The 22995-nt window shown below is 44.1% G+C and carries 22 protein-coding genes; 3 read left to right on the forward strand and 19 right to left on the reverse strand.

All coding sequences use genetic code 11. The features are described from left to right. Positions 1–34: 34 nt before the first annotated feature. The 13 genes from rimP to T525_RS0107165 all read right to left on the reverse strand — a co-directional run bounded on the left by rimP (position 35) and on the right by T525_RS0107165 (position 12845). Positions 35–478 (reverse strand): ribosome maturation factor RimP, encoded by a 444-nt coding sequence (rimP, locus tag T525_RS0107105; protein ID WP_027406641.1) that lies wholly within the window; start codon positions 476–478, stop codon positions 35–37. 149 nt (positions 479–627) lie between these two features. Continuing rightward, positions 628–960, reverse strand: coding sequence for a nitrous oxide-stimulated promoter family protein (locus tag T525_RS0107110; RefSeq protein WP_027406642.1), 333 nt, complete (start codon positions 958–960; stop codon positions 628–630). A gap of 135 nt (positions 961–1095) precedes the next feature. Further along, on the reverse strand, positions 1096–2814 hold the full coding sequence (locus T525_RS0107115) for a phosphoethanolamine transferase (RefSeq protein WP_037325419.1): 1719 nt from the start codon (positions 2812–2814) through the stop codon (positions 1096–1098). A 13-nt stretch (positions 2815–2827) separates the two neighbouring features. Continuing rightward, positions 2828–3559, reverse strand: coding sequence for a 7-carboxy-7-deazaguanine synthase QueE (locus T525_RS0107120; RefSeq protein ID WP_027406644.1), 732 nt, complete (start codon positions 3557–3559; stop codon positions 2828–2830). Between the two features lie 13 nt (positions 3560–3572). Continuing rightward, complete coding sequence (gene queD, locus T525_RS0107125; protein WP_027406645.1) at positions 3573–3950, reverse strand: 6-carboxytetrahydropterin synthase QueD; 378 nt, start codon at positions 3948–3950, stop codon at positions 3573–3575. Between the two features lie 66 nt (positions 3951–4016). After that, the gene (locus T525_RS0107130) at positions 4017–5270 is read right to left on the reverse strand and encodes a glycosyltransferase family 2 protein (RefSeq protein ID WP_027406646.1); all 1254 of its coding nucleotides are present in this window, start codon (positions 5268–5270) and stop codon (positions 4017–4019) included. A gap of 39 nt (positions 5271–5309) precedes the next feature. Then, positions 5310–6014: a CDP-diacylglycerol--serine O-phosphatidyltransferase gene (pssA, locus tag T525_RS0107135; RefSeq protein WP_027406647.1), complete on the reverse strand. Its 705-nt coding sequence runs from the start codon at positions 6012–6014 to the stop codon at positions 5310–5312. Continuing rightward, entirely contained in the window at positions 6014–6652 is a 639-nt protein-coding gene (locus tag T525_RS0107140) for a phosphatidylserine decarboxylase (RefSeq protein ID WP_027406648.1), read from the reverse strand. Before T525_RS0107140 ends, pssA begins: the two co-directional genes overlap by 1 nt. An 89-nt stretch (positions 6653–6741) precedes the next feature. After that, entirely contained in the window at positions 6742–7470 is a 729-nt protein-coding gene (locus T525_RS0107145) for a WecB/TagA/CpsF family glycosyltransferase (RefSeq protein WP_027406649.1), read from the reverse strand. A 286-nt stretch (positions 7471–7756) separates the two neighbouring features. Next, complete coding sequence (gene aspS / locus T525_RS0107150; protein ID WP_027406650.1) at positions 7757–9556, reverse strand: aspartate--tRNA ligase; 1800 nt, start codon at positions 9554–9556, stop codon at positions 7757–7759. 38 nt (positions 9557–9594) lie between these two features. Then, positions 9595–10845: a histidine--tRNA ligase gene (gene hisS / locus T525_RS0107155; RefSeq protein ID WP_027406651.1), complete on the reverse strand. Its 1251-nt coding sequence runs from the start codon at positions 10843–10845 to the stop codon at positions 9595–9597. A gap of 52 nt (positions 10846–10897) precedes the next feature. Further along, positions 10898–12391, reverse strand: a complete 1494-nt coding sequence (gene hemZ / locus T525_RS0107160) for a coproporphyrinogen dehydrogenase HemZ (protein ID WP_027406652.1) — start codon at positions 12389–12391, stop codon at positions 10898–10900. Further along, a complete protein-coding gene (locus T525_RS0107165; protein ID WP_027406653.1) occupies positions 12381–12845 on the reverse strand; it encodes a Fur family transcriptional regulator in 465 nt (154 codons plus the stop codon). The genes hemZ and T525_RS0107165 overlap by 11 nt, the downstream gene beginning before the upstream one ends. Before the next feature lie 316 nt (positions 12846–13161). Between T525_RS0107165 and T525_RS0107170 the strand changes: the two genes are divergently transcribed. The 3 genes from T525_RS0107170 to T525_RS16305 all read left to right on the forward strand — a co-directional run bounded on the left by T525_RS0107170 (position 13162) and on the right by T525_RS16305 (position 14737). Continuing rightward, positions 13162–13944 (forward strand): hypothetical protein, encoded by a 783-nt coding sequence (locus T525_RS0107170; protein ID WP_027406654.1) that lies wholly within the window; start codon positions 13162–13164, stop codon positions 13942–13944. Between the two features lie 371 nt (positions 13945–14315). Then, positions 14316–14495, forward strand: coding sequence for a hypothetical protein (locus T525_RS0107175; protein WP_037325420.1), 180 nt, complete (start codon positions 14316–14318; stop codon positions 14493–14495). Positions 14496–14560: 65 nt separating this feature from the next. Then, complete coding sequence (locus T525_RS16305) at positions 14561–14737, forward strand: hypothetical protein (protein WP_156945643.1); 177 nt, start codon at positions 14561–14563, stop codon at positions 14735–14737. Positions 14738–15625: 888 nt separating this feature from the next. On the opposite strand, the gene T525_RS16310 is transcribed toward T525_RS16305, so the two are convergent. The 6 genes from T525_RS16310 to T525_RS0107215 all read right to left on the reverse strand — a co-directional run bounded on the left by T525_RS16310 (position 15626) and on the right by T525_RS0107215 (position 22994). Further along, the gene (locus T525_RS16310) at positions 15626–15787 is read right to left on the reverse strand and encodes a hypothetical protein (protein ID WP_156945646.1); all 162 of its coding nucleotides are present in this window, start codon (positions 15785–15787) and stop codon (positions 15626–15628) included. 719 nt (positions 15788–16506) lie between these two features. Next, a complete protein-coding gene (locus T525_RS0107195; protein WP_027406656.1) occupies positions 16507–17088 on the reverse strand; it encodes a hypothetical protein in 582 nt (193 codons plus the stop codon). Next, positions 17081–18895, reverse strand: coding sequence for a TM1812 family CRISPR-associated protein (locus tag T525_RS0107200; RefSeq protein WP_027406657.1), 1815 nt, complete (start codon positions 18893–18895; stop codon positions 17081–17083). The genes T525_RS0107195 and T525_RS0107200 overlap by 8 nt, the downstream gene beginning before the upstream one ends. A gap of 15 nt (positions 18896–18910) precedes the next feature. Next, on the reverse strand, positions 18911–21007 hold the full coding sequence (locus T525_RS0107205; protein ID WP_027406658.1) for a TIGR03986 family CRISPR-associated RAMP protein: 2097 nt from the start codon (positions 21005–21007) through the stop codon (positions 18911–18913). 3 nt (positions 21008–21010) lie between these two features. Further along, positions 21011–21580 (reverse strand): CRISPR-associated protein Csx19, encoded by a 570-nt coding sequence (gene csx19 / locus T525_RS0107210; RefSeq protein WP_027406659.1) that lies wholly within the window; start codon positions 21578–21580, stop codon positions 21011–21013. A 1-nt stretch (position 21581) separates the two neighbouring features. Further along, a complete protein-coding gene (locus T525_RS0107215; protein ID WP_027406660.1) occupies positions 21582–22994 on the reverse strand; it encodes an RAMP superfamily CRISPR-associated protein in 1413 nt (470 codons plus the stop codon). Position 22995 lies beyond the last annotated feature (1 nt).

Consider the following 22995-nt stretch of genomic DNA (forward strand, 5'->3'; position numbering starts at 1 on the left):
TTCTTCTTTAATCTGGTAGCCACTAAAAAACCTCCTAAAAATCTATATGTAAACGAACCTGAGCAACATTGTCCATTGGAATTACCTGCTCGTCGATGGTTACATTATCTCCATCATAGCCGTTCAATACACCAGTTAAAACTTTTTCGCCATTCACTGCGGCATACAGGGTAACATCAACCATCTTCCCCTGCTCTCGTCTGAAGTCCTTTTCCTTCTTCAGCTCCCGGTCAAGTCCCGGAGAGGAAACCTCCAGCATATATGCCCCCTTGATAACATCCTTTTCATCAAGGATATCACCCAGACGGCCGCTTAATTCCTGGCAGTCATCAAGCTCGATGCCGCCTTCTTTATCAATAAACACTCTCAGATACCAGTCTTTTTCCCGGACGTATTCCACCGCCACAAGCTCAATATTGGTATCCTCAAGAAGCTCTTCAACTATTTTTTCAACAGTATCTTCTATAAGTTTGCTCATACACGTGCCCCCTTTTCATATTCATTTTTTAATCTTAAACATAAGACAAAAGAGCGGGTTTGCACCCACTCTTTAACAATCAACTCATTATTCTTTAGATATTCTACCACAGCCAAGGAGGTTTGTAAACATATTCTGCACTATTTTTCCTAGAATACAAGGAATGCAAACCACTCAGTAAGCTTGTGTTTAATTGCCAGAATCGGCGAATGGAAAATCATCTTTGGACCGCTGTAGCGCATTATCATCCTGATGCGCTCCCGTCGGTTGGGAGCATAGCAATGGGTATTGCAGGCACTGCAGAAGGTCTTCTCCTCCATTCTTGGACAAGCCGCAACCCTCTTTTCCACGTAATCAAGAAGATCCTGGCACTCATGGCAGAGATGAACCCCATCGGTTTTGTGAATATCACGGCAGAATATGCCAATCATTTCAGTCACAGTTGCCAGTTCTTGCTCACGCTTGTGTTGTATCTTGTCCATAACTGCACCTCCCATGACTGTTTTTTTACACCTTGCCGTACTTTATTTTACCCTAATCAGGGCAAGTTGTTTAGACATGGAGGGCATTTCTAACTAAAGTTTAATCTTTTAATCCGTTCTTAATTTTTGGCTATCCTATTTTCCCATAGCCAAAATTTCCCTGTCGTAATCCTTGTCATCAAAGATTCTTGGACGCAGCTTGTTGAAGCTGCGGGAAATTATGCTTCGTGCCGGATCAAAATCAACAGTGTGGATATCGGCAATATCCAAAACGGTGTGAATCATATCGTCAGTCATGTACGGATTATTAATGGCCTCCTGAATCAGGGCCCACTTCTCCGGGTGATTCTGCTTAAACTTTTCTGAAGCCCACATAATAAGAGGCACCTCTATCATGTGACGGCTTGGATTTTCCTCAATGTGGCCGTTGACTCCCCCCTCATCGTATACCGCCTCACCGTGGTCAGGAAGGTAAATCACAATGGTATCGGAGTTGGTCTCACGGAACTTATCAATAATGCCGCTGACGATGTAGTCGTTATATAAAATAGCATTATCGTACTGGGAAATCACCTGCTTCTGGTCCTCGTTATACTCAGGGGACTGGATGCTGGCCTCAGTGAATTTGGTGAACTCATAAGGATAGCGGTTGTAATAAGCCAGATGGGCACCCATAAGATGCACCACGAAGAAATTCTTCCGGCTGTCTCCAATATCCCCAATGGCATTATCCACCAGTGGGAACAGCTCCCCATCAACCCGGCCGTCATCCTCCTTTGAATCACGAATCTGGGTGTAGTGGCTTACATTACTGTGAGCCGCATAAATCTGGGCCACGTTACCCCAGATACCGGAGCTTTCCTGATTGGACAGCCAATGGGTCTTGTAGCCGGCAGCATTCATTATATCAATAAGGTTATTGTATTCATACCAAGGCTTGTCAGACTCATGGTCACAGTAAGTAAAAATCTTGCTGAGGGACGCCACTGTGGTGGAATGGGCACTGACCACATCCCTGAAGCACACAATCTCGCCCCGTTTTGCCATATCATCAAGATTTGGGGTATTTTCCAGCTCATAGCCATAAAGATGCATGTGATTACGGTTGGTGGACTCACCCAGAATAAATACTATGTTGGTAATTTTACCCTCGTTCTTTGTAAGGTGTATATCCACATCCAGCTTGGCCTGCAGCTCCCGATAGGCCAAATGGTTTCTCCATGCAGTACTGCTGGCACCAAAAAATCTGGTTAATGGGGTAAGATTATCCCCCCCAAACATAATTCCCGGATAGGCAAAGCACATATAAATGGCATAGCAGGAGGAAACTGCCATCACAATGCCCGCAATAACCTTCTGGGACATGGCATCAGCCTCCAGCTTGTGCCATGGCTTATACCTTACCAGACAATACATTGCGATAATCAGTACAACAGCAAGAAGGCCCCCCTCCACACCAACAAAGCTGTTGAAAAATTCCGCCGACTCCTCTTGATTGGTCTCAAAAATGGAATTAATGGTCCCTACACCAGTGAGGGCACCGTACTGATACAATACAAAGGCTTCAATGATGAAGGCAGACAAAAGCCAGACCACCAAAATATCGCGAATGACTCTACAGGCCATGGGCACAAAAAGCCACTTGGTAATAAACGTTACAAAAAGTGCTCCCAGCAGCCCCGTAAAGGCCATGGACATAACCAGATCCGTTTTTCCCGCCATGCCCCACTTAATCACCTGAGTGGAGCAGCTTAAAAGCCAGAAAAGCATAAGCCAGCCAAAATCCTGGCGCACCAGATCCGCCACCCCCTGTAAGAACTCAGCTATTCTGTTTGAAAAAGATTTCTTTTCCACCTGTTGCTCCTCCTTACAGCTGATCCATCATGCGATGGGTCTGGGGTATAATACGCACGTCCTTAAGGCTTTCCAGGGCCTGCTGCTGCAGCTCCAGCATCTGCTCAGGCAATACTGCCTCCACCCCATTTAGTGGGGTAACGGGTTGCAAAATAAGCAGAGTATCAGGATCAACCCCCGCCACAATATCGACGGCCTTCTGGAAATCATCCATGTTAATATCACCGGATACCACCAGCTTCACATAAACATCCTTGGAATTGGCAATCTCCAAAAATTTTCTGTGGTCCTCCCAATGGTCCTCTCCCGTAGCCTGGGGCAGCTTAATATCCATGCTGATAATATCCACCATATCAATAATACGTTCCAGCTTTTCGGGAAGAGTACCGTTTGTCTCCAGCATCACCTTTGCATTCACCATAGGCAAAAGCTCCTTAAGGAAGGCGGTGTGAAGCAATGGCTCTCCCCCTGTGAAGCTGATGGCCTGATGTGGCAGCTCCATCAAAAAGCGGTTAATATAAGCCGCCACCTCCGTAGGCTCCAAAGGATTTATGGCATCGTGAAATTTACGGGAGCCTGGGAAGGTCTCCACCCCACAAATTGGGTGGGTGCCCGCCTGATTTTCCGTATCACAGTATTTGCAATTTAAATTACACCCCTCAAAGCGCACAAAGAGCTGACGGCAGCCCACATAGCGGCCCTCCCCCTGCACTGAGGAAAATATCTCAATCAAATTCGCGTTCATATTCCAAATTACCTTAATCCAAAGAATATATTACAGAAGATTTAGGGGACTCCCAAACCTGAATATGCTTTAATTTCACGTTGTCATCGAAGAACTCAGCCTTGGCCATTTCCTCATAAATGTACTGGGCCAGATGCTCAGCAGTAGGATTATGGCCATCAGCGAAGGCAGGCAGCTCATTGAGATACTGATGATCCAGGGTCTCCAGCAAATCCCGGAGTCTCCCCTTAACCACCTTAAAATCCACCAGCATACCGAGATTGTCCAGCTTTCTGCCAGTAACAGCCGCCTCCACGGTCCAGCTGTGGCCGTGAAGCCTGTCGCATTTTCCATTGTAGCCCGCAACTCTGTGGGCCGCCTCAAACTCGGCGCTTACATGTATTTCAAACATAATTGTCTATCCTCCAAAAATAAAGGGAAACCCCTTCATTGCCAACGCATCTGAAGGGGTAAAAAATCATTTCCGACCATCAATAAACTGATCGTAGCTTACAGCCTGAGTATGCTTGGTGTGTGCCCATTCATGCTCATTGCGGTGAATGAAGCCCAGGAATACGATTGGCAGCCAGGAATAAATAAACACCTGGTAAAGCGGTATATACAGCCATGCCTTCCACTTAGCCTTCATCTTGATGAGGATAATCATTGGCAGCAAATACTGAATAATGGTTATGGCCGTCATAAGATGGTTTGGCATAAAGGCGTAAATACTGGTATAAATCTGCTGGCCATAAATCTGCTGAATATAGCCCATGAGAATAAAGAAGGCAGTAAACATCAGGAAATATGGCTGGATAAGGTACAGACAGCCGTCCAAAATCGGAATACTGCGCTGCTTGATACCCTCTTTAAAAAGCTTTGGAATAAAGCGGTGTGCCACGTCAAACTGGCCCTGGGCCCAGCGCTTTCTCTGATACCAGGACTGCATGAAGGTAAGTGGCTTCTCATCGTAGATAATGGCATCCACGGCCCAGGTGGTCTTAATGCCCTCCACCAGTGACTTCATGGTAAATTCCATATCCTCAACAAGGCAGTTGGCACGCCAGCCATGACGCTTCAAAACCTCGGTGGTAATACACATACCAGTACCGCCCAGAACGGCGGAGAGACCCAGATTTGTCTTGGCCTGATGAATCAAATAGTCAATAACCCAGAAGGAAAGGGCAAAGGTGGCGGAAACCCAGGAATCATAAGGATTTTTGGCATCCAAAAAGCCCTGGATAATCTTGGCACCCTTCACAAGGTGATGGTTCATCTCAATGAGGAAACGTGGATGCACCAGATTATCTGCATCAAAGATACAAACCGCATCGTAAGGCTTTTCCATGTCCTTTTCCATGTCAAAGAGCTTGGCAAACATCCAGTCAAGGGCATAGCCCTTGGTCTTCTTTTCAGGATCAAAGCGCTCGCAGACAATGGCCCCGGCCTCGCGGGAAACCTTGGCAGTATCATCTGTGCAGTTATCGGCAATTACATAAATATCATACAGCTCTTTAGGATAATCCAGCTCCTGAAGATTTTTAACAAGATGTCCAACCACGGCCTGCTCGTTATGGGCCGCAATAAGACAGGCAAACTTCTTCTCCGGGGTGGTAATTTTCTTCTCTCTGAACACCACCAGACCGAAGAAGCCAATTACAAAGAAATATATAGTGAAACAAAACAGAAAAATCTGTAATGGAATCATTATTATATCAAGAGGATAAAACATTAAATTTTTTCTCCTTTTTGACAACAAACATTATCCAACTTATTTGTTGCCGGAAATAAGATTAATACTGTGATTTACAATACCAAAAATCGCATAGGACGCAAAAATACCAAAAAGCACTGCATAACCGATGCCATCAATGCCCAGCCAAAGGATAGCTGCAAATACAGCTGCCGCAACTACCTTGGCAACCAGATTCATCTTCTCCCCGTCGCCCTTGAAATCAGGATAATGAACGGTGCTGACCATGAGATATGCCACCACCATGACAATTACAGGATATGCGTAGGATATTTCATCCAGATTGTAGCCAATGGCATTAATAAGCAAAGTGGAGGTGGCAATAAGACAGCCACCGGCGGGAATAGCCAGCCCCATGAAATAGCCATGAACCACAGTAGTATTAACGTTAAAGCGGGCCAGACGCCACATACCGCAAAGGGCAAAGAAAATTGCCGCAACACAGCCGAAAATACCGAAATCAGCCAGCTGAAGCTTATAAGCCAGCATGGCAGGAGCAGCACCAAAGGAAACCAGATCGCACAAGGAATCCATTTCCTTGCCCATCTCGGAGCTTACCCCCAAAGCACGGGCAGTACGTCCGTCCAGGCCGTCAGCAACCAGCGCCAGCAAAATACATACAGCGCCGAAGGTCAGATTATCATTAAATGTACACAGAATGGAAATCATTCCGAAAACAAGATTTGCGGAAGTAAACGCATTAGGAATTACAGATTTGCTCATTAGTCCTTAATCCTCCCCACAATGGTCTCTCCTCCATGAACCTTGTCACCCTTCTTCATAAGAACCTCAACGTTCTTAGGCACCACAATCTCAGTACATGAAGCAAATTTAATAAGACCGTATACATCGCCCTTCTCCATCTTATCGTCCAAAGTTACCCATGAAACAATACGGCGGGCCAAAATTCCTGCAATCTGAGTTACAGTAACCTTTAATCTGTCATTTTCAATACCAATCATGTGGCGCTCATTTTCAAAGCCCACCTCGTCCTTGTAGGCCGGCTTAAAGCGGCCGCAGACATACTTCTGGGTCTTGATCTCCCCCGCAATAGGACTGCGGTTCACGTGAACGCTGAAAATGGACAGGAAGATAATTACCTTTGTTCCGGGACCCTTCAAAAAGTCATCGTACTCAACATCCACCACATCCTGCACTGTTCCGTCTGCAGGTGAAACAATGAGGTCCTCATCTGCGGGGATAACACGGTCCGGATTTCTGAAAAAATATGTAAAGTATACTGCCAATATTCCCGGCACCACTGCACCCAATGGGCCCAGCACAATTCCCAGGAAGGCAGCAACAGCCAAAGCTCCGAAAATGAAAACGTATCCTTCTCTTACAATATGGAATTTACCCAAAATTTGCACCTCCCGATACGGCTTTAAACCTGTGATATTATACTACCAGCCTAAAGCCTTTGTCTATAAATTAGCGCTTTTTTCCCGAATTATTTTTTGCTTCCCATAACTTTAAATACAAATTTTGGGAGTGCCATAAGACGGCCAATACGGCTAGGCTGCTTCAGGCCGCGGAACAGCCACTCCAGCTTTGCCTTCTGCATCCAAAGAGGTGCACGCTGCATAACCCCGGCCATAACATCAAAGGATCCGCCTACACCAATGGAAACCGGAACCTCCAGCTCCTTCATGTGGGCATAAAGCCATTTTTCCTGCTTTGGAACCCCCAAAGCCACGAACAAAATATCCGGCTTGGCGGCCTTAATATCAGCAATAATCTGTGGCTCATCATCAGCTGTAAAGAATCCGTTACGGGTTCCTACTATGTTAATACCAGGATACCACTCCTCCGCCTTCTTCTTGGCCAAATCCGCCACCCCAGGGGCAGAACCAAAGAAATAGATGCGCTGATTCTTCACGGGAGCCAGCTTCATCAGCTCCTGGGAAAGGTCATAGCCAGCCACCCGTTCAGGCATTGGATGGCCCAGATAGCCAGCGGCCCACACAGTGCCCGCTCCATCCGGCACCACAAGATCTGCCGCATTCAAGATGGTCTTCAGCTCCTCGTCATAGGTAGCCCGCATTATCATTTCTGCATTGGCGGTGGCCACCAGGGTACTCTCCCCCTTTTCAATGAAGCCCTCCACAGTTTCCACTGCCTCGGCCATCGTAGGGGAATCCACCTTTACCCCAAGGATTTCAACTTTATCTAAAGACATTATTTGCCTCCTAAATTTCAAAAATACAACCTACATTGTAACACAAAAGCATAAAGAAGGCTACATATCTCTCCCGAAAAAACCATAAGAAAAGGGACCGCTTTGCAGTCAGCCCCTTTTATATGAGTGAATACTATTAGTTTATAACGCCATTGTTCAAATTTTTCTTCTTTAGAAGAAAAATCTTCCAATTAGCGTTTCAACGAGCTGGGAGATATTCTCACCAGCTGTTGTAGTTTGTTTTCCCCCACCTAAAGAGGAAGGGGACATCTTAAAGCTCGTTATATTAGTCTTCCTTAACCTTTTTCTTTACGTGGGTGCGGATGGAAAGCTCCTTCAGCTGCTTCTCATCAACCTCGGAAGGAGCCTGGGACATAACATCGGATGCACTCTGGGTCTTAGGGAATGCGATAACGTCACGGATGGACTTTCTCTTGGCCATGAGCATAACCAGACGATCAAGACCAAATGCCAGACCACCATGAGGTGGAGCACCGTACTTGAAGGCATCCAGCATGAAGCCGAACTTCTCATGAGCAGCCTCAGGAGTGAGACCGATAGCCTCAAATACCTTCTCCTGTAGATCCCCCTGATAAATACGGAGGGAACCGCCACCGATTTCCACGCCGTTAAGAACCATATCGTAAGCAATGGCCTTAACCTTGCCAGGGTCAGTGGTAAGATACTGAACGTCCTCATCACGAGGTGCGGTGAATGGATGATGCATTGCCTTCCAACGCTTATCCTCTTCGCTGTACTCAAACATAGGGAAATCAACTACCCACAGGAAGCTCAGCTTGTCAGGGTCAATGAGGCCGCGACGGCGGGCCATCTCAAGACGGAGCTCGCCAAGAGCCTGGGCAACTACCAATGGCTTGTCAGCAATTACCAGAAGCAGATCGCCGGTCTTTGCGCCAGTGGCCTTCTTGATTTCCTCGAAGGTTTCATCGGAATAGAACTTCTTAAATGGAGACTTAACGCCCTCTTCAGTATACTGAATCCAGGCCAGTCCCTTTGCGCCGTAGCCCTGTACATACTGAACGAGGCCATCCAGCTCGCGGCGAGGAATATTTGCATAATCCTCAACGTTAATAACCTTAACCTGTCCGCCGTTCTCCAGAACGGAGGCAAATACCTTGAAGTCAGAGCCCTTAACGTACTCGGAAATATCCATGAGCTCCATGCCGAAACGGAGATCAGGCTTGTCGGAACCATAACGCTCCATAGCCTCATCCCAGGTCATGCGCTGGAATTTCTCAGGCAGCTTAACATCCAGAGCCTTCTCGAAAATTTCACCCATCATGCCTTCCATCATGGTAAGGATGGTCTCCTGATCGATGAAGGACATTTCGATATCCAGCTGGGTAAACTCTGGCTGGCGGTCAGCACGCAAATCCTCATCACGGAAGCAGCGTACAATCTGGAAATACTTCTCAAAGCCGGAAAGCATGAGAATCTGCTTGTAAATCTGTGGAGACTGTGGCAGAGCGTAGAACTCACCAGGATTCAGACGGCTTGGAACAAGGAAGTCGCGGGCACCCTCAGGGGTAGACTTGCAGAGCATTGGAGTCTCAATCTCCAAAAAGCCGTTTCTGTCAAAGTAGTCGCGCATAATCTTGGTTACGCGATGACGAAGCATGAGGCACTTCTGCATCTCAGGGCGACGCAGATCAAGATAACGATACTTCAGACGAAGCATCTCATCCACCTCGATACCATCCTGAATATAGAATGGAGGGGTCTTTGCCTTGTTGAGGATACGCAGCTCCTTAACTACAACCTCGATTTCACCAGTTGCCATGTTAGGGTTGATGGTCTCCTGGCTGCGGGCACGAACATCACCCTTTACAGCCAAAACGAACTCGCTGCGGATGGTCTCAGCCTTGTGGAAGGCCTCCTCACCAATAGCAGCCTCATCAAATACAATCTGAACCAGGCCGGAGCGATCACGGAAGTCTATAAAAATCAGACCACCATGGTCACGACGACGGGAAGCCCAACCACAGAGAACGACCTCACTGCCAACGTTATCCTTACGCAGCTCACCGCAATGATGAGAACGCTTCAAACCTTCTAAAGTATCCATTTAATTCTTCACCTCATACAAATATTTTTTGGGTATATTTATTTTAATTTACTAATAAGCTCATTTACAGGAACCTTTTCCTGCTCGCTGCCAGCCATATCACGGAGCATTACCACTCCCTCTGAAAGCTCATCGTCACCCATGATGGCGGCAAATTTTGCTCCCAGCTTGTTGGCCTGCTTCATCTGTGCCTTCATGCTGCGGCCAGCATAGTCAACTGCTGCACTGAAGCCCGCATCACGGAGATCCATAACCAGCTTAAAGGCCTCCTCCTGTGCTGCTTCACCCAAGGCTACCACATACACATCTACGCTGCGGTTCTTATCTGGCAACAGCCCCTGCTTTTCAAGGGCCAGAAGAACTCTTTCCAGACCGGTGGCAAAACCAACGGCCGGAGTAGGGTTTCCCCCCATTTCCTCAATAAGACCATCATAGCGGCCGCCGCCAGCCACAGCACTCTGTGCCCCCAGTGGCGGATACTTGATCTCAAAGGCTGTCTTGGTGTAATAATCAAGACCACGAACCAGACGTGGATCCAGTTCAAACTTGACCCCTGCCTTCTCAAGGTGCTTCTGCAGCTTCTGGAAGTGGTCAGAGCACTCATCGCAGAGACAGTCGGTAATCTTTGGGGCATCCTTCATATAAGGCTTTTCTGCATCCTTCTTGCAGTCCAGAATACGCATTGGCGCACGGTCAAAACGGCTGCGGCAGTCCCCACAAAGATCATCCAGCTTGTCACGGAAGAAGTCCTGCAGCATGGTGCGGTACTTGGCGCGACATGTAGGACAGCCCACGGAATTAATGTAAAGCTCCAGATCATTGAGGCCAAGGCCCTGCAGCAGCTTCATGGCCAAAAGGATAATCTCCGCATCCACAGCAGGATTGGATTCGCCAATGGCCTCCACACCGAACTGGTGGAATTCACGCATACGGCCGGCCTGAGGGCGGTCATAGCGGAACATGGAGCCAATATAAAACAGCTTGGTCAGGGCATTTTCAGCATAAAGCTTGTTCTGGAGATAGGCCCGGACAGCAGATGCAGTATTCTCAGGACGAAGGGTGATACTTCTTTCACCTCTGTCGGTGAAGGTGTACATTTCCTTGTCCACCACATCGGTGCCCTCGCCGATACCACGCTGAAAGAGCTCTGTGTGCTCAAACATTGGGGTTCTGATCTCCTGATAGCCAAACCGCCTGCAAAGAGAGCGGATGCTGTTCTCCACATAGAGCCAGTCACCCACTGTATCCGGCAGTATATCCTTGGTGCCCCTTGGAGCATTTGTCAACATATTATAAAAACCTCCTTTGCTTCGTAAAAAGCAAGGTATTGCAATCTATTTATTATTCAGGCTGGCCATAAGCCTCAGCTATAAGCTTTGCCCGTTTATCAATGTAAATATCAATATCCCGCAGATATGTAATCAGATCCTTGGCATTAAATGAGGATTTAAGCCGCTTTTCACGGAAATTTACCACCTTGCTGGTGGCCGCCCCCCCGATACCAAGTATTGTCTGATGCTCCTCCATTATCTGGATATTGTAAATGCTTTCTGCCCCCTTGCGGCAGCAGCCCACATTTTCCAGCTGACCGCTCATATACCCCTGACGATAGAGGTAATACGGCTTCATGCCGGCTTTATCAATATAGCTCATGGCCATGCGGAACATTTCCCGACAGGTCCTGTCATCGGGCAGCTCATATTCCTCAAGATTCATCTTCAGGACCGAACCCCGCTTCAGGGCCAATGAATGAAGGGTAATGTCATCAGGGCCAAGGGCCACTATTTTCTTCATTGTGTCCTCAATATCAGCCACCCCTTCGCCGGGAAGACCAATAATAAGGTCCATATTAATTTCCGGAATTCCCGCATCACGCAAATCATTAAACATGGTGACAATAGCCTCCGGACTGTGATTGCGCCCGATACGCTTCAGTGTACGGGGCTGCATGGTTTGCGGATTTACGCTGACCCTGGTGACCTTCATATCAGCCATGGTCTTGATTTTCTCAGGGGACATACTGTCAGGCCTTCCCGCCTCCACCGTAAACTCAATGGTGTGCTCGCAGAAAAAGGCATCCCGCACAGCAGTCAGCATTTCGCGGAAATATTTATCTGGCAGGGAGGTTGGAGTACCGCCCCCCACGTATATAGACTGAACCTTGAAGCCATAATCCGCCACAGCCTGCTTTACTGCTCCCAGATCCTTATGGAATACCTCCATAAACTCATTGAGGCCCTCTTCCTTTGGAAGAATATTGGCGGGGAAGGAACAATAGAGACAGCGGCTCAGACAGAAGGGAATGCCCACATAAATGCTGATGGTCTTTTCATCGGATTTTGCCAAAAACGGCAACTGGCGTATGGCCATATCCACAATGGTAGTGGCCTTTTCCTCGCTGGCCTCATAATCGTGAAGCAGCCGCTCCACCACCTCATCCCTTGAAAGTCCCCCATCCAAAAGGCGGTGAACTATCTTGGTAGGACGGACCCCATGAAGAATTCCCCAGGGGGCAGCCTCAAAGCCAAATTCCTTCCTGAAAAGCTGATAAAGATTCAGCTTTATCAGGCGGTGCTTTCCAGCGGCAAACCGCTCATCACTGCGGCCCTCAGTGGTCTGGGTCAGATGAACCTCTTTCCCGTCCACAGCGGTCATATTGATGATGGTCTCCACAATGGGCACACTGCCCGGCTTAAGGTTATTTTCTATATTAAGTGTCTCCCAGGTGCAGTCGTCCTCGCAGCCCGTCTCAATCTTAAAGAGATTCAGCACTTCACGGACTACCTTCACCACCACCTGGTCCTCACTATTTAATGTAAAGTTTTTAATTTTCAAGCTTTTTGGCACACTCCTGACAGTATCCATAGAACAGCACCTGATGGTCGATAATGTTGAAGTTGCAGGTTTCGGCAATCTTCTGCTCCAACCCCTCCAGCATATCCTCAGAGAATTCTATAACCTTATCGCATTTTTTGCAAATAAGGTGATGGTGCTGATGACCATTTTCCTCGATTTTCTTCAGCTCGTAGCGGGCACGCTTCTCACCGAATTCCATCTTCTGGAGAATGTTCATTTCAGGACTGCACATTAATTCGAGAGTACGATATACAGTGGCCAGGCCAATGTCATATCCCTTATCCCGGAGAGTACGATGTACTTCCTCGGCACTAAGGTGTTCTCCTGTACTGTTTAAGAACACTTCCAATACATCCTGTCTCTGATGAGTAAGCTTGTACCGGCTGTTCTGGAGTCTTTTTTTCAGTTCTTCAATGCTAAATCCATCCTGCATTTCTCTATCCCCCGCATGCCAAAATTTTGTTCTTAACATTACTCTCCTATTTTACACTCCAATTATTGTATTATAACGTAATTGTTCAATAATTTCCATAACTAGATGGAAATTATTCCTATTAAACGTTTCGACGAGCCCAAAAGCCTACTCGTCATACATTAAATGGTCAAGAATTTCCATAACTATATGGAAATTGAAAATTTAAGTATACAAAATACATAAGAATAGACGTGTTTTTTTTAACATGCCTGATTTTTTGTGCTACATTGACTATAGTCCATCTATATGTTTTTTTGAAAGGAGTGTTTTCACAATGTTAAAACCAGAGCATTTCAGAAACCTGAAGGAGGAATATACCATAAGCAAGGCACAGTATTTGGAGCATCAAATCCTCTTGGATGAAATTGAAGGTAGGGAATCAAATGCTATTACCCAAATCAGGAAGCAAAACAAAGCTGATGTAGGCTTGGAGCTGTCCAATTCAGAGATAGCCAACAATATGCAACTAATCAAAGACCATCTGGATAAAGCCCATAAATTAGGCTACGGCTCCCCATTTGACGTTATCCTTCAGCTTGATGATTACAGATTCCGTATTATAGCCGTACTGGAAATGTTTTATAAACTGGAAATAAGAGCTGTCCATCTAATGAATGATGGCACTTTCCTTCTATTATCAACACATGGGGAAATGAAGATATGCGACATAAAGAACTATCCCATGAAAAGGGCTATACAGGTATTGGTAGACAATGAAACCGGCTCTTATGTCTTAAAGCGTAAGAAATATGAAAAATCCATAAAGTCAGCTTGTTACTACAGGCGCGAAACAAACAGGGCAAGCGTTGGCTTTATATTCCACGAGCATAAGCCAACCCTGGAGGAAATGAACTTCATATTAAACTGCCTGGAAAAAAGGAGCAAGGCAGAGTTGGTTTCCTTTAGCGGGATACCGTTTGATGAAGAAGAGGTATCTTTAGAGGAACTAATAGATGAAGAGCATCCTGACTATAATCCTGAATATCCATTTGTACCGGAATTTGAAGAGCCTGTAACAAGTACGCCACTTGATGCAGATAATGAACTGCCGTTTTGACGGGAGGACGCAACAAGGCTGCCGTAGATTTCATCATACGGCAGCCCTTTATTTTTCTCTATTATAACGCCATTGTTCAAATTTTTCTTCTTTAGAAGAAAAATCTTCCAATTAGCGTTTCAACGAGCTGGGAGATATGTTCGCCAGCTGTTGTAGTTTGTTTTCCCCCACCTAAAGATGTGGGGGACATCTTAAAGCTCGTTATATTTTGGGCAGTAATATCCCAAATGATGCGTGAATTTTTTGCTCGCATAATCTAAAAGTTCTTTTTACTCCACATAGCTTAAGGATGGAATTTATATTTATGATATAATGAGGTAGACGAATACATTAGTGAAGTTAAAACCAACAAAGAGGAGAAGGTGAGCTATATGACCTTTGAAATGAAAATGCAAGAGGCCCGTGATGATGGGCGTGAAGAGGGCCGCGAAGAAATGGCCATTGATATGGCTCGTGACATGCTTCGGGACAATAAACCTATTGAAGAAATAGCCAAATATACCAGGCTTTCCAAGGAACGCATTCAGAAGCTGGCCGTGAAGTATCAATAAAAACATGAATACGTTACTCCATATTTACCCCATCTCAGAATAATAAGAAATGGAGGCACTTTATTATGATAGTTACTATGACTTCTGAAGAGATTGATGCTATCATGACCCCGGAGAGAATTCGGGAAGAGGAAGAAAGAATGGAAAATACTCCATTTGTTTATGATGAAGATTGCCCGCCTCTTACCGAAGAAATGATCAAAGCCCGTAATTTTCATCGGGCAGGAAAGAAGACAAGTTAATTCAAGTTTTTAGGACCCGTCAGTATCATGCTGGCGGGTTTTATTGTATAAAAAAACCGCCAGTACTATCTACAGACGGGTGTGATAACCTATGAATCAAACTGCTAATAACAGAGTTTTGTATTATAACTGATGCCCTGGGCGAAATGCCCGGGTTTTTTTAGTTCCCCCAGAAAGCCGCAAGCGGCATTAGCCCTGCGCAACCCTGTCCCCTGAAACCCTTGGGAGCAGTGGGCTGAAAATGTGAAAATAACACAAAGGGCCATTTTTTAGAAAATCGGCAAATTTGCCCGTGGACACTTGTCTGGATTTTGAAGGAAATACGACGATAAAACCAGTATTTTCAACTATCCTTTAGTCCACGAAAACTCATAATTCAGAAAACCAATTTTCAAGGGTTTCTGGCCACCCTTCACAATTGTTATTATAGTCGATTTTCATAAATATAAACGTGTAAAGTAAAACGCCGCCTTCATCCAATACATGGAATCCAGCGGCTACCTTTTATAACCAAACATCAATATTCACCTCTCAAAAACATACAAATGGACCTGCACCCGGCAAAGGAAACTCCTCCATAACGAAGCCCATGGTTCTCACCTCCTTAAAAATCAAACACTGTTATGCTACGATTAGCGGCCAAGGAATATCATCCCTGTTTGGAACAGGAAATCCTAATATTATCATATATCTCATCTCCTTGAATTTTTCATCAAACATTAATTTCACTCGACATCAGAATACCAATAAATCGTCCCAATGGAACGGAAACAACTCACCTAATGGTGCTATTATTTCAAACATATATCTCACCTCCTCACGTCAAAATTTGCGACCTTATAACTCATATATCACCTTCTTTCGCTCAAAACTTTCCATTTCTAAAAATTATTCTGTATCACCTTCCTCCTTGTCAAAATCCTTCTTGGCAGTATGCTTCTTGCCTCCCTTCTTGGCTGTCTCATGTAACGCTATCCCTATACCTACACCTGCTGAAAATGCCTCTACGGCTGTCATGGCCACCGGGGCCAATGCAAATAATGGTAACATAAAACCTCTCCTTTCATATACTTAACATCATCTTTTAGGAATCCAAAACACTTAATATAACCACCGAAGTGGCCAAACCGGCTAAAAATGGCCCCATTGCTCTCACCTCCTTGCCTTTCGTCTGATTTTTATCCTTTCAGTATATATATCACCTTCCTTCGCTCAAAACTTTCCATTTTTATAATTTTTTCTTTAGCTTAATAACCAGCTTACCCAGTTCACTGCTTTCACCTCCTCATTTTCACCTGACTGATCGCCGCCAATTACTTGCCCTTTGCGGTCTTAAACAAAGATATTCCCAAAGTTGCGCCTGCACCAAATGACTCGACTGCTGCTGCACTTACTACTGGTGCGGCTAATGCAAATAATGGAAACATATTCTTTCACCTCCTTTTTTTGTCTGTTGTTTTTATCCTTACACCATATATATCAGCCGGAATATCTTAAAAGTTTCCAGGCATACTAAAAAATCCTGATATTTAGAAATTAATCTAAATACCAGGATTTTTTTGCTGTTTGGAAGCCGCAAGCGGCATTAGCCCTGCGCAATCCTGTCCCCTGAAACCCTTGCGAGCAGTGGGCTGAAAATGTGAAAACTCATAATTCAGAAAACCGATTTTCAAGGGTTTCTGGCCACCCTTCACAATTGTTATTATAGTCAATTTTCACAAATATAACAATAAATATAAACGTGTAAAGTAAAACGCCACCTTCATCTATTATTTAAGTTTTTGCAGGCTCGGCATTGATAACTTTACAAGTTTTTCACTTCCCGGCAGAGGCCTTCTGTATAATGGTAAATACGTGCTTTCCACGTAAAACACATCATGGCCGTTTACTGCAGCATACATGGCCAGCGCCGATGCCATTGCCTTTGTACCGCCTGTAATATCTACTGCAAATTTATGGTTGTCAACGCCCCATGATTCAAAGGTTTTATTGGCAATATGATAAATATCCTCCGCCGAACTTTTGTCGATTATTTCCACACCATAATCAAATGCCGCCAAATCAATAAACTTCTCCAACCGGGCAATCTGATTTCCCGTCTGTTCTGTACAAATAAAGCATATTCTTTGGGGCTTCAATGCGGAAATACACAGTGCCATAGGCTGCCATGATGTTCCTACAGTAAAAATCATTCCATCATATCTTTCATTACAGGAATAACGTTTTGAAAACAATTCAATGGATGATGGCATAAGCTCAAAATCGAAATAATCATCCGCTTTGGTCAATTCCTCAGAGTTATTACGTGGCATCTGCTGCCATAATTTTATACCTTCATCTAAATCAATCATCTTTTTTCCCCTCGATTAAAGCCATCGTCTCCATCATTTTTTCTTCCAATTGGTTATTATCTGCTATTTCCACCCCATCATAAGCATGGTTTATTTGGTTTCGTTGAGTTTTTATCCAATACAGGCCTTCCAAAATTGCTTTCAGAGTATCCTTGTCCACTACAGATACAGCCACTTCCTCATCAAGCATGGTACTAATTTGTGACCAGCGTTTTCTCCAGCGTTCAGCTATACTTTCAGGAGAATTTCTGTTGGCCGGTGTTTTTTTCACCTTCTTAGGTGGAATTACTTTTTCTATGCCCAAAAGCTCATAAAGAAAATCTGCACTTGCAGTTGAAAGACAATTAAATATCTTTTCACTGCTGATGTAACTACTAAAAAAATACATTTCAGAAGGCATTGTGTGACTTATTGGCGGCAGTTCTTTTCTATACTCAATGCACTGTAATATATTTGGATATTGAGCTTTGAAGCTTTCCCAGGTTAGTGCTCCCGTAGAGATTTGAGATTTCAAATCGTCTATTTTTCCAATATCATTAATAAGGTGTTCCAATATGTCCCTGTCAATATTGTCAGGATAATCGCCCTTTCCCTGCTTACGCATCAATTCCTTGAATGCTGCAAAAAAATTTTTTGACCCCACAGGCTTGTCTTCATTTTTTTCCTCCGACAGAGCAGTTATTTTACTTATATCAGTGTAATAATCATCAACAAATACATTTTCAACTCTCTTGTAACCTTTATTCTGTTCCCTACACTCTTTCTTTATTAATGAAACATACTTTGAATTTGGTTGGTATATATTCAACCTTACCACTTCGCGGGGCATCCATTCATTAAATAATGTCATGGCCTGCTGAAGATATCCCTTCCTAATACACCACCTGATAATATCATTTCGGGATATATCTTGAGAAATAATCCCCTTATAGTCCTTTTCCAATGCTTCCAGGACTTGGGCAAAAAGAGCTTCCTGGGTGCTTTTCCCTGGATATTTTTTAAAATTTTCCAAACTATCAGCAAGCTCACTTAACGATGATTCAAACTTACCCGTACGACACACCTTTACAGCATCCGAAAAATCCCTCAAGGCTGTCAAAAGTCTTTTTAATTCAGTGCTTTTTTCATTGTCAGGGACCTTGGCAAAATAATTTTCTATCTCTCTAAGGGTTGCATAATTAAGGCATGAGTCCGTACTGGATACGAGCTCAAACATTTGGTGAATACTTGATACATCTTCTATCCTATTCTTGGATTCATCATCACGGTAATAGTTAGCGTATATTGCATCAGCAATTTCAATGCCCCTATATTTTAACAAGTGAAGAACTGACATCATAAGCACAGCCGCATGTCTCATGCCACCGGTCAGATCAGTAAAAACTTTCCAACCGGCAGCATCATTTCCCATAGCTGCACTCATGACGTCAGCCATTTTCAACACATACTGAACAATATCCTTTGACTCACAATCCTCATCATAATCGATATAGCTTATGCACCCTGCCAATTGAGGAAATTCAGCTAAAATATTCTCCCAAAATATATCCCTCTGTATTTTTTCTACCTGATCATTTTCAGGGGAAAAATACTTAAGGCTAGCCTTGGTTTTATTGGTGGAGAACGCAAAAATATGGTCTATTTGCTCAGAAGAATCCGCCAATTTACGCATGAGATATTTCACTGATGCCTCGTTTGTCTGATAGCAGCTAACCTTACCATACTTCCCGGCATTATACTCCGTATAAACCAGCTTATTATCCACCAAATGTATTTCACTCAAAAATAGCAGTAATGCATTCTTCAAATTTATTCCCCCAAATTATTTTCTTGCTCTTTCAACAACATTCAGCGCAGTTGGCAAGGCACGACGATCAATAAAACCATAATTGATTTCAAACTGCTGCTTCCCGAATTTATTGGTCGTGTAAACACCACGCATAGGTGATGTCTCCCGCTGCCAGCCAGTCAGAGCAGTATTATCATCATAATTCATCATTGCAACCAATTCATCCATTATATGTTGCCAATCACTTTGCTGGGAAGTTGGTATAGCATCTCTGAACTTCTGCTTGTATACTGACAAATCATCAACGGTTTTACAAACCTCTGCCATTGCATCTCCCTGCAAAAAGCCACTGTATGCATCATCATTCTCGATTTTCAGATTAAAATCCGATAATCGTACACTGCCCAAACCGATACTCTTTCCCTTGCCCAGCTTAAAAGCAATCTTATTATCCCTTTGGTCAAGATCCAGGGTCAGCAACAATGCCCCTAATTCTTCCGGCAACAAGTTCTTGAAACGTAATCTGGAAGAGAATTTAGTGTTGGCTGGAATTGGGCGCATTGGCCTGCACTGTATTTTATCCTCTGGCTTTTTATTTCCCTCAGGGGTTTTATCACCTGCCAGCTCCTCAGGACTGGCCTCCATATCAGCTTTGCCATTTGCCTGATGCCAATACATCTTGTAGCCTCTTATTTCAGCACCATCGCTATCCCAGTTCTTCAACTGTTTTCCAATATCCTGTTTCAGATATAGCTGGAAGGAGGTTGGATTAGGCTGAAGCAATGGATGGGCCGGAAATTCCTGCATTGGCTTCACATCATCAACCGGCATAGCATCCTCAAAATATACCCTGGAAGCAAAATCCGGGCTACGTCCAAATACAGCATCAGTATAATCAAGCATATCCTCACTGTACTCTTTATAGGATTTCTCAACGATTTCACCTATGGAATGTTTATATGGTATACGGAAGCACTGACCATGTCCAAATAAATCCACGGTTCCCTGTGCAGGAACATAATAGCATGGTGCAATAGATTTTATGTCCTTAGGTATATTCACCTTCCCGGCAAATTTAGATGTTTCCATCATCTTAGCTTTGCTGAGCAAATCAACACCGCCACGATTGTTATCCAGCTGATATTCTTTAAAGTTAATTTCAGTACGATCATTCCAGTGAGCATCCTCAAGCTTAATATACCTAACCATTTGTTTACCCATTTTCAGTAAGCTTTTTTTATCCCCCCGTTTTCTGCAGTCAGCCTTAAAAGCTTCATACTGCTCAATTGTTTCAAACAACCCGTGTTCGAATTTATTATTAATACCCAATTTGCCTGTCAGGATATATGCACTTGTTCCATGCCACTTTACATCACTATCTTTTGTTTTGGTGATTGCTCCATATTTTCCTACTGCACTTTCATAATGCTTTATTGTATCCTTATAATCCCTTGATACAGGTACAACATAATATTTGGCTCCAACCTTTATTATGAAACCAGGCTTTACTGTTGATTTTTCCTCGGACTTGAGACGATCAAGATACATATCCTTTAATTCGTGTGCCCACTGATAATCTTTATCTTTTGAAGCCATAATGCGTCTATAGAATACATGCCTGTCAAAGAAATCTTCACCAGCACGCATATTGCCCATGGTTATAATCTTAAAGATATTTTTTATCATTCCCCGCAGGCTGCTGCCAGGCAAAACAGGCTTATTGCCCAACATATATGGCAAAGAGCCTTCCCCCTGAATAAACAAAGGAGTCAGCGTTTCAAGCTCCAAATCAATATAGCCACTGATAACTTTATTCTTGGCGATATACTCCTCATAACCACTGGCGGCGTTATTTGCCTCACGAATACATTCATCCAGTCCTGAAGCCAATGCCTTTGCAGGCAAAGTGATAAAATTATACGGTGCAGTTGCCGCTTCTTTACTAAAGTCATTTACTCTAGGCTTTGCTTCATTAGGCCTAAATCCTGAATTATTGCCGCCATGGCTTTTATTGTACCCCGGTTTATCTTTTCCAGTATGGCGGCTATAATCTGTAGATTTATGCTCTACCTTGGAACCTATTCCATCTCTTTTTAAGCGGGCTAACATTTCTTCCATGGATTCTCCCATAAGTTACGCCTCCATCCCTTCTACAGCCAAATACCTGTAATCTACATATCCGGAAAGTCCTGTTGTATCATCGGCCTTTATATAACTTCGGGTTACCAGGCCATAATTAGCTGCACTGCCATCTGTACAAGGAATATCCAGTTTCAATTTTCTGTCTTCATCAATCAAATGTACAACACCATCAACAAAGCCAGCATTATCTCCCCATAATGGTGCAATAGTATCAACATATCCCTCTTTCCAGCTACCAGATGCATCTTTATCTATTACGCTTCGCCCGGATAAAGCATCCCCCATACGCACCAGATGAACTTCCCCGGTACCATTAAAGCCGCGTACTTCCTGCCAAAAATCAACTTCTGATGCATCTTCATCAAGCTTAATATGTCCATTTTCAAACCTGGTCCAAATTATGCGGTTCATCAGCCAGATAACAACTGTCCCCTCCTTTTCAAGCACAGAAGAAAAAGCTTCTTCTATCTCACCCAAAGTATGGATGGATTTCACAGCAGTAACTTCCGAAACCAAATCACGTTTTATTTCCAACTTGTTGTAATGTGTATTAACTGTCATATCAGCCCACCTCCTGAGCCAAGGTCTGGACATATTCATCCAATTTGCTCACATTGCCATTTTCACAGGCGATTTCCCCATTGACATTCATGGTGTATTTACAGCCATCAATTGTAAAATTACCAGAAATTCCCTTCAGCGTACCACGACCTACGCCTGTTTCACCGCCTATGGCAATTCGTCCCTGCCACAGATCTCTGAAGAGCAGCAATGCCAGGCCTATTTCTGCAGGATTGATCCTGACCTCATCCTTGTTTTTTTCCGGCTTAATACAGAATTTTATTTTCATGGCCGAGCAGCCTTTTTCCTTCTGAAATACCGGCACTGTGGTGAAAAGTGCATTATCCATAACGCCGCCAGTAATACGGTCTATGCGATTTCTGGTATTGACTTTTTCTTCCACAACATCGTTTAAAATGCTCTCTGCCACGTAAAAACGGCTTTTTTGACGATTTTCAACATCAACACTGTACCCCATAAGCTTGTCCAAAAATTTCTCGGCAGTGGCTTCATTTCCCTTGCACAACTTGCCAAGTATATACTGGGCCTGATGACGGAGAACACCCTTTATGCTGGAGCCTGGGACCACATATTTTCCTCTGGAATTTTTCAGGAACACCTTGTCAATATGTTTATTATTCATCTCTGAAATATCCATATTGTCCGTACGGATTATCATGGTACTGCGCAGTTCAAATTCTCCTTCAAAAAGTGCCACTTCATCAGATACATCCTTATCAAGCTCATCCTGCATTTGATCAGATGCACTGCTGCCATCAATTTCCGGAGATAAAAACCACGCCTTCACGTCGGCTTCATTGTCCAGCAAATCATAACAGCCCAAACTTAAGTCTTGAAGTTTAACAAGTCCCAGGCCTTTGGCCGTCATGGCACCAAGCTGAATACCATTCTCCATTTTATTTTTTATTTGAATTATAGCCTTGCGGATCTTTTCTTTATTATCCCTCTGGCACTGGCGAATTAAAGCCTCCAGACGGAATGTTCCCTCCCCTGCATCAATTACTTCGTAATCATACTTGGCACCACTTTTGGCAACTCCCGTATGATAATCTATGGCAACACCATCGCGAAATACTGGCTTGGCACCTTCCAAGACTGTATCAAAAACATGAACTGTGCTTTGGCTGTCCCTTTCAGCGGAGCCACCAAATAACAATCTATCCATATCACTTCCCATTGTGTCATTAACAAAGCATCTCAAGACACCACACATGGATGTGCCGGGAATAAATGGATGCCCCTGCTTATTTTTCTGAACTCTTATATCCTTGCTGTTATTCTGGCTCTCCTCCCCTGAACCATCACCAATACAAAGAGGAGACATAACCACCAGTTTTCCCTCCAGAATTATGTGGGAATACACAGCAGCTTCACTAATTACGTTATTCTCCATT

The sequence above is a fragment of the Anaerovibrio sp. RM50 genome, from assembly GCF_000622005.1.
GTDB lineage: Bacteria > Bacillota > Negativicutes > Selenomonadales > Selenomonadaceae > Anaerovibrio.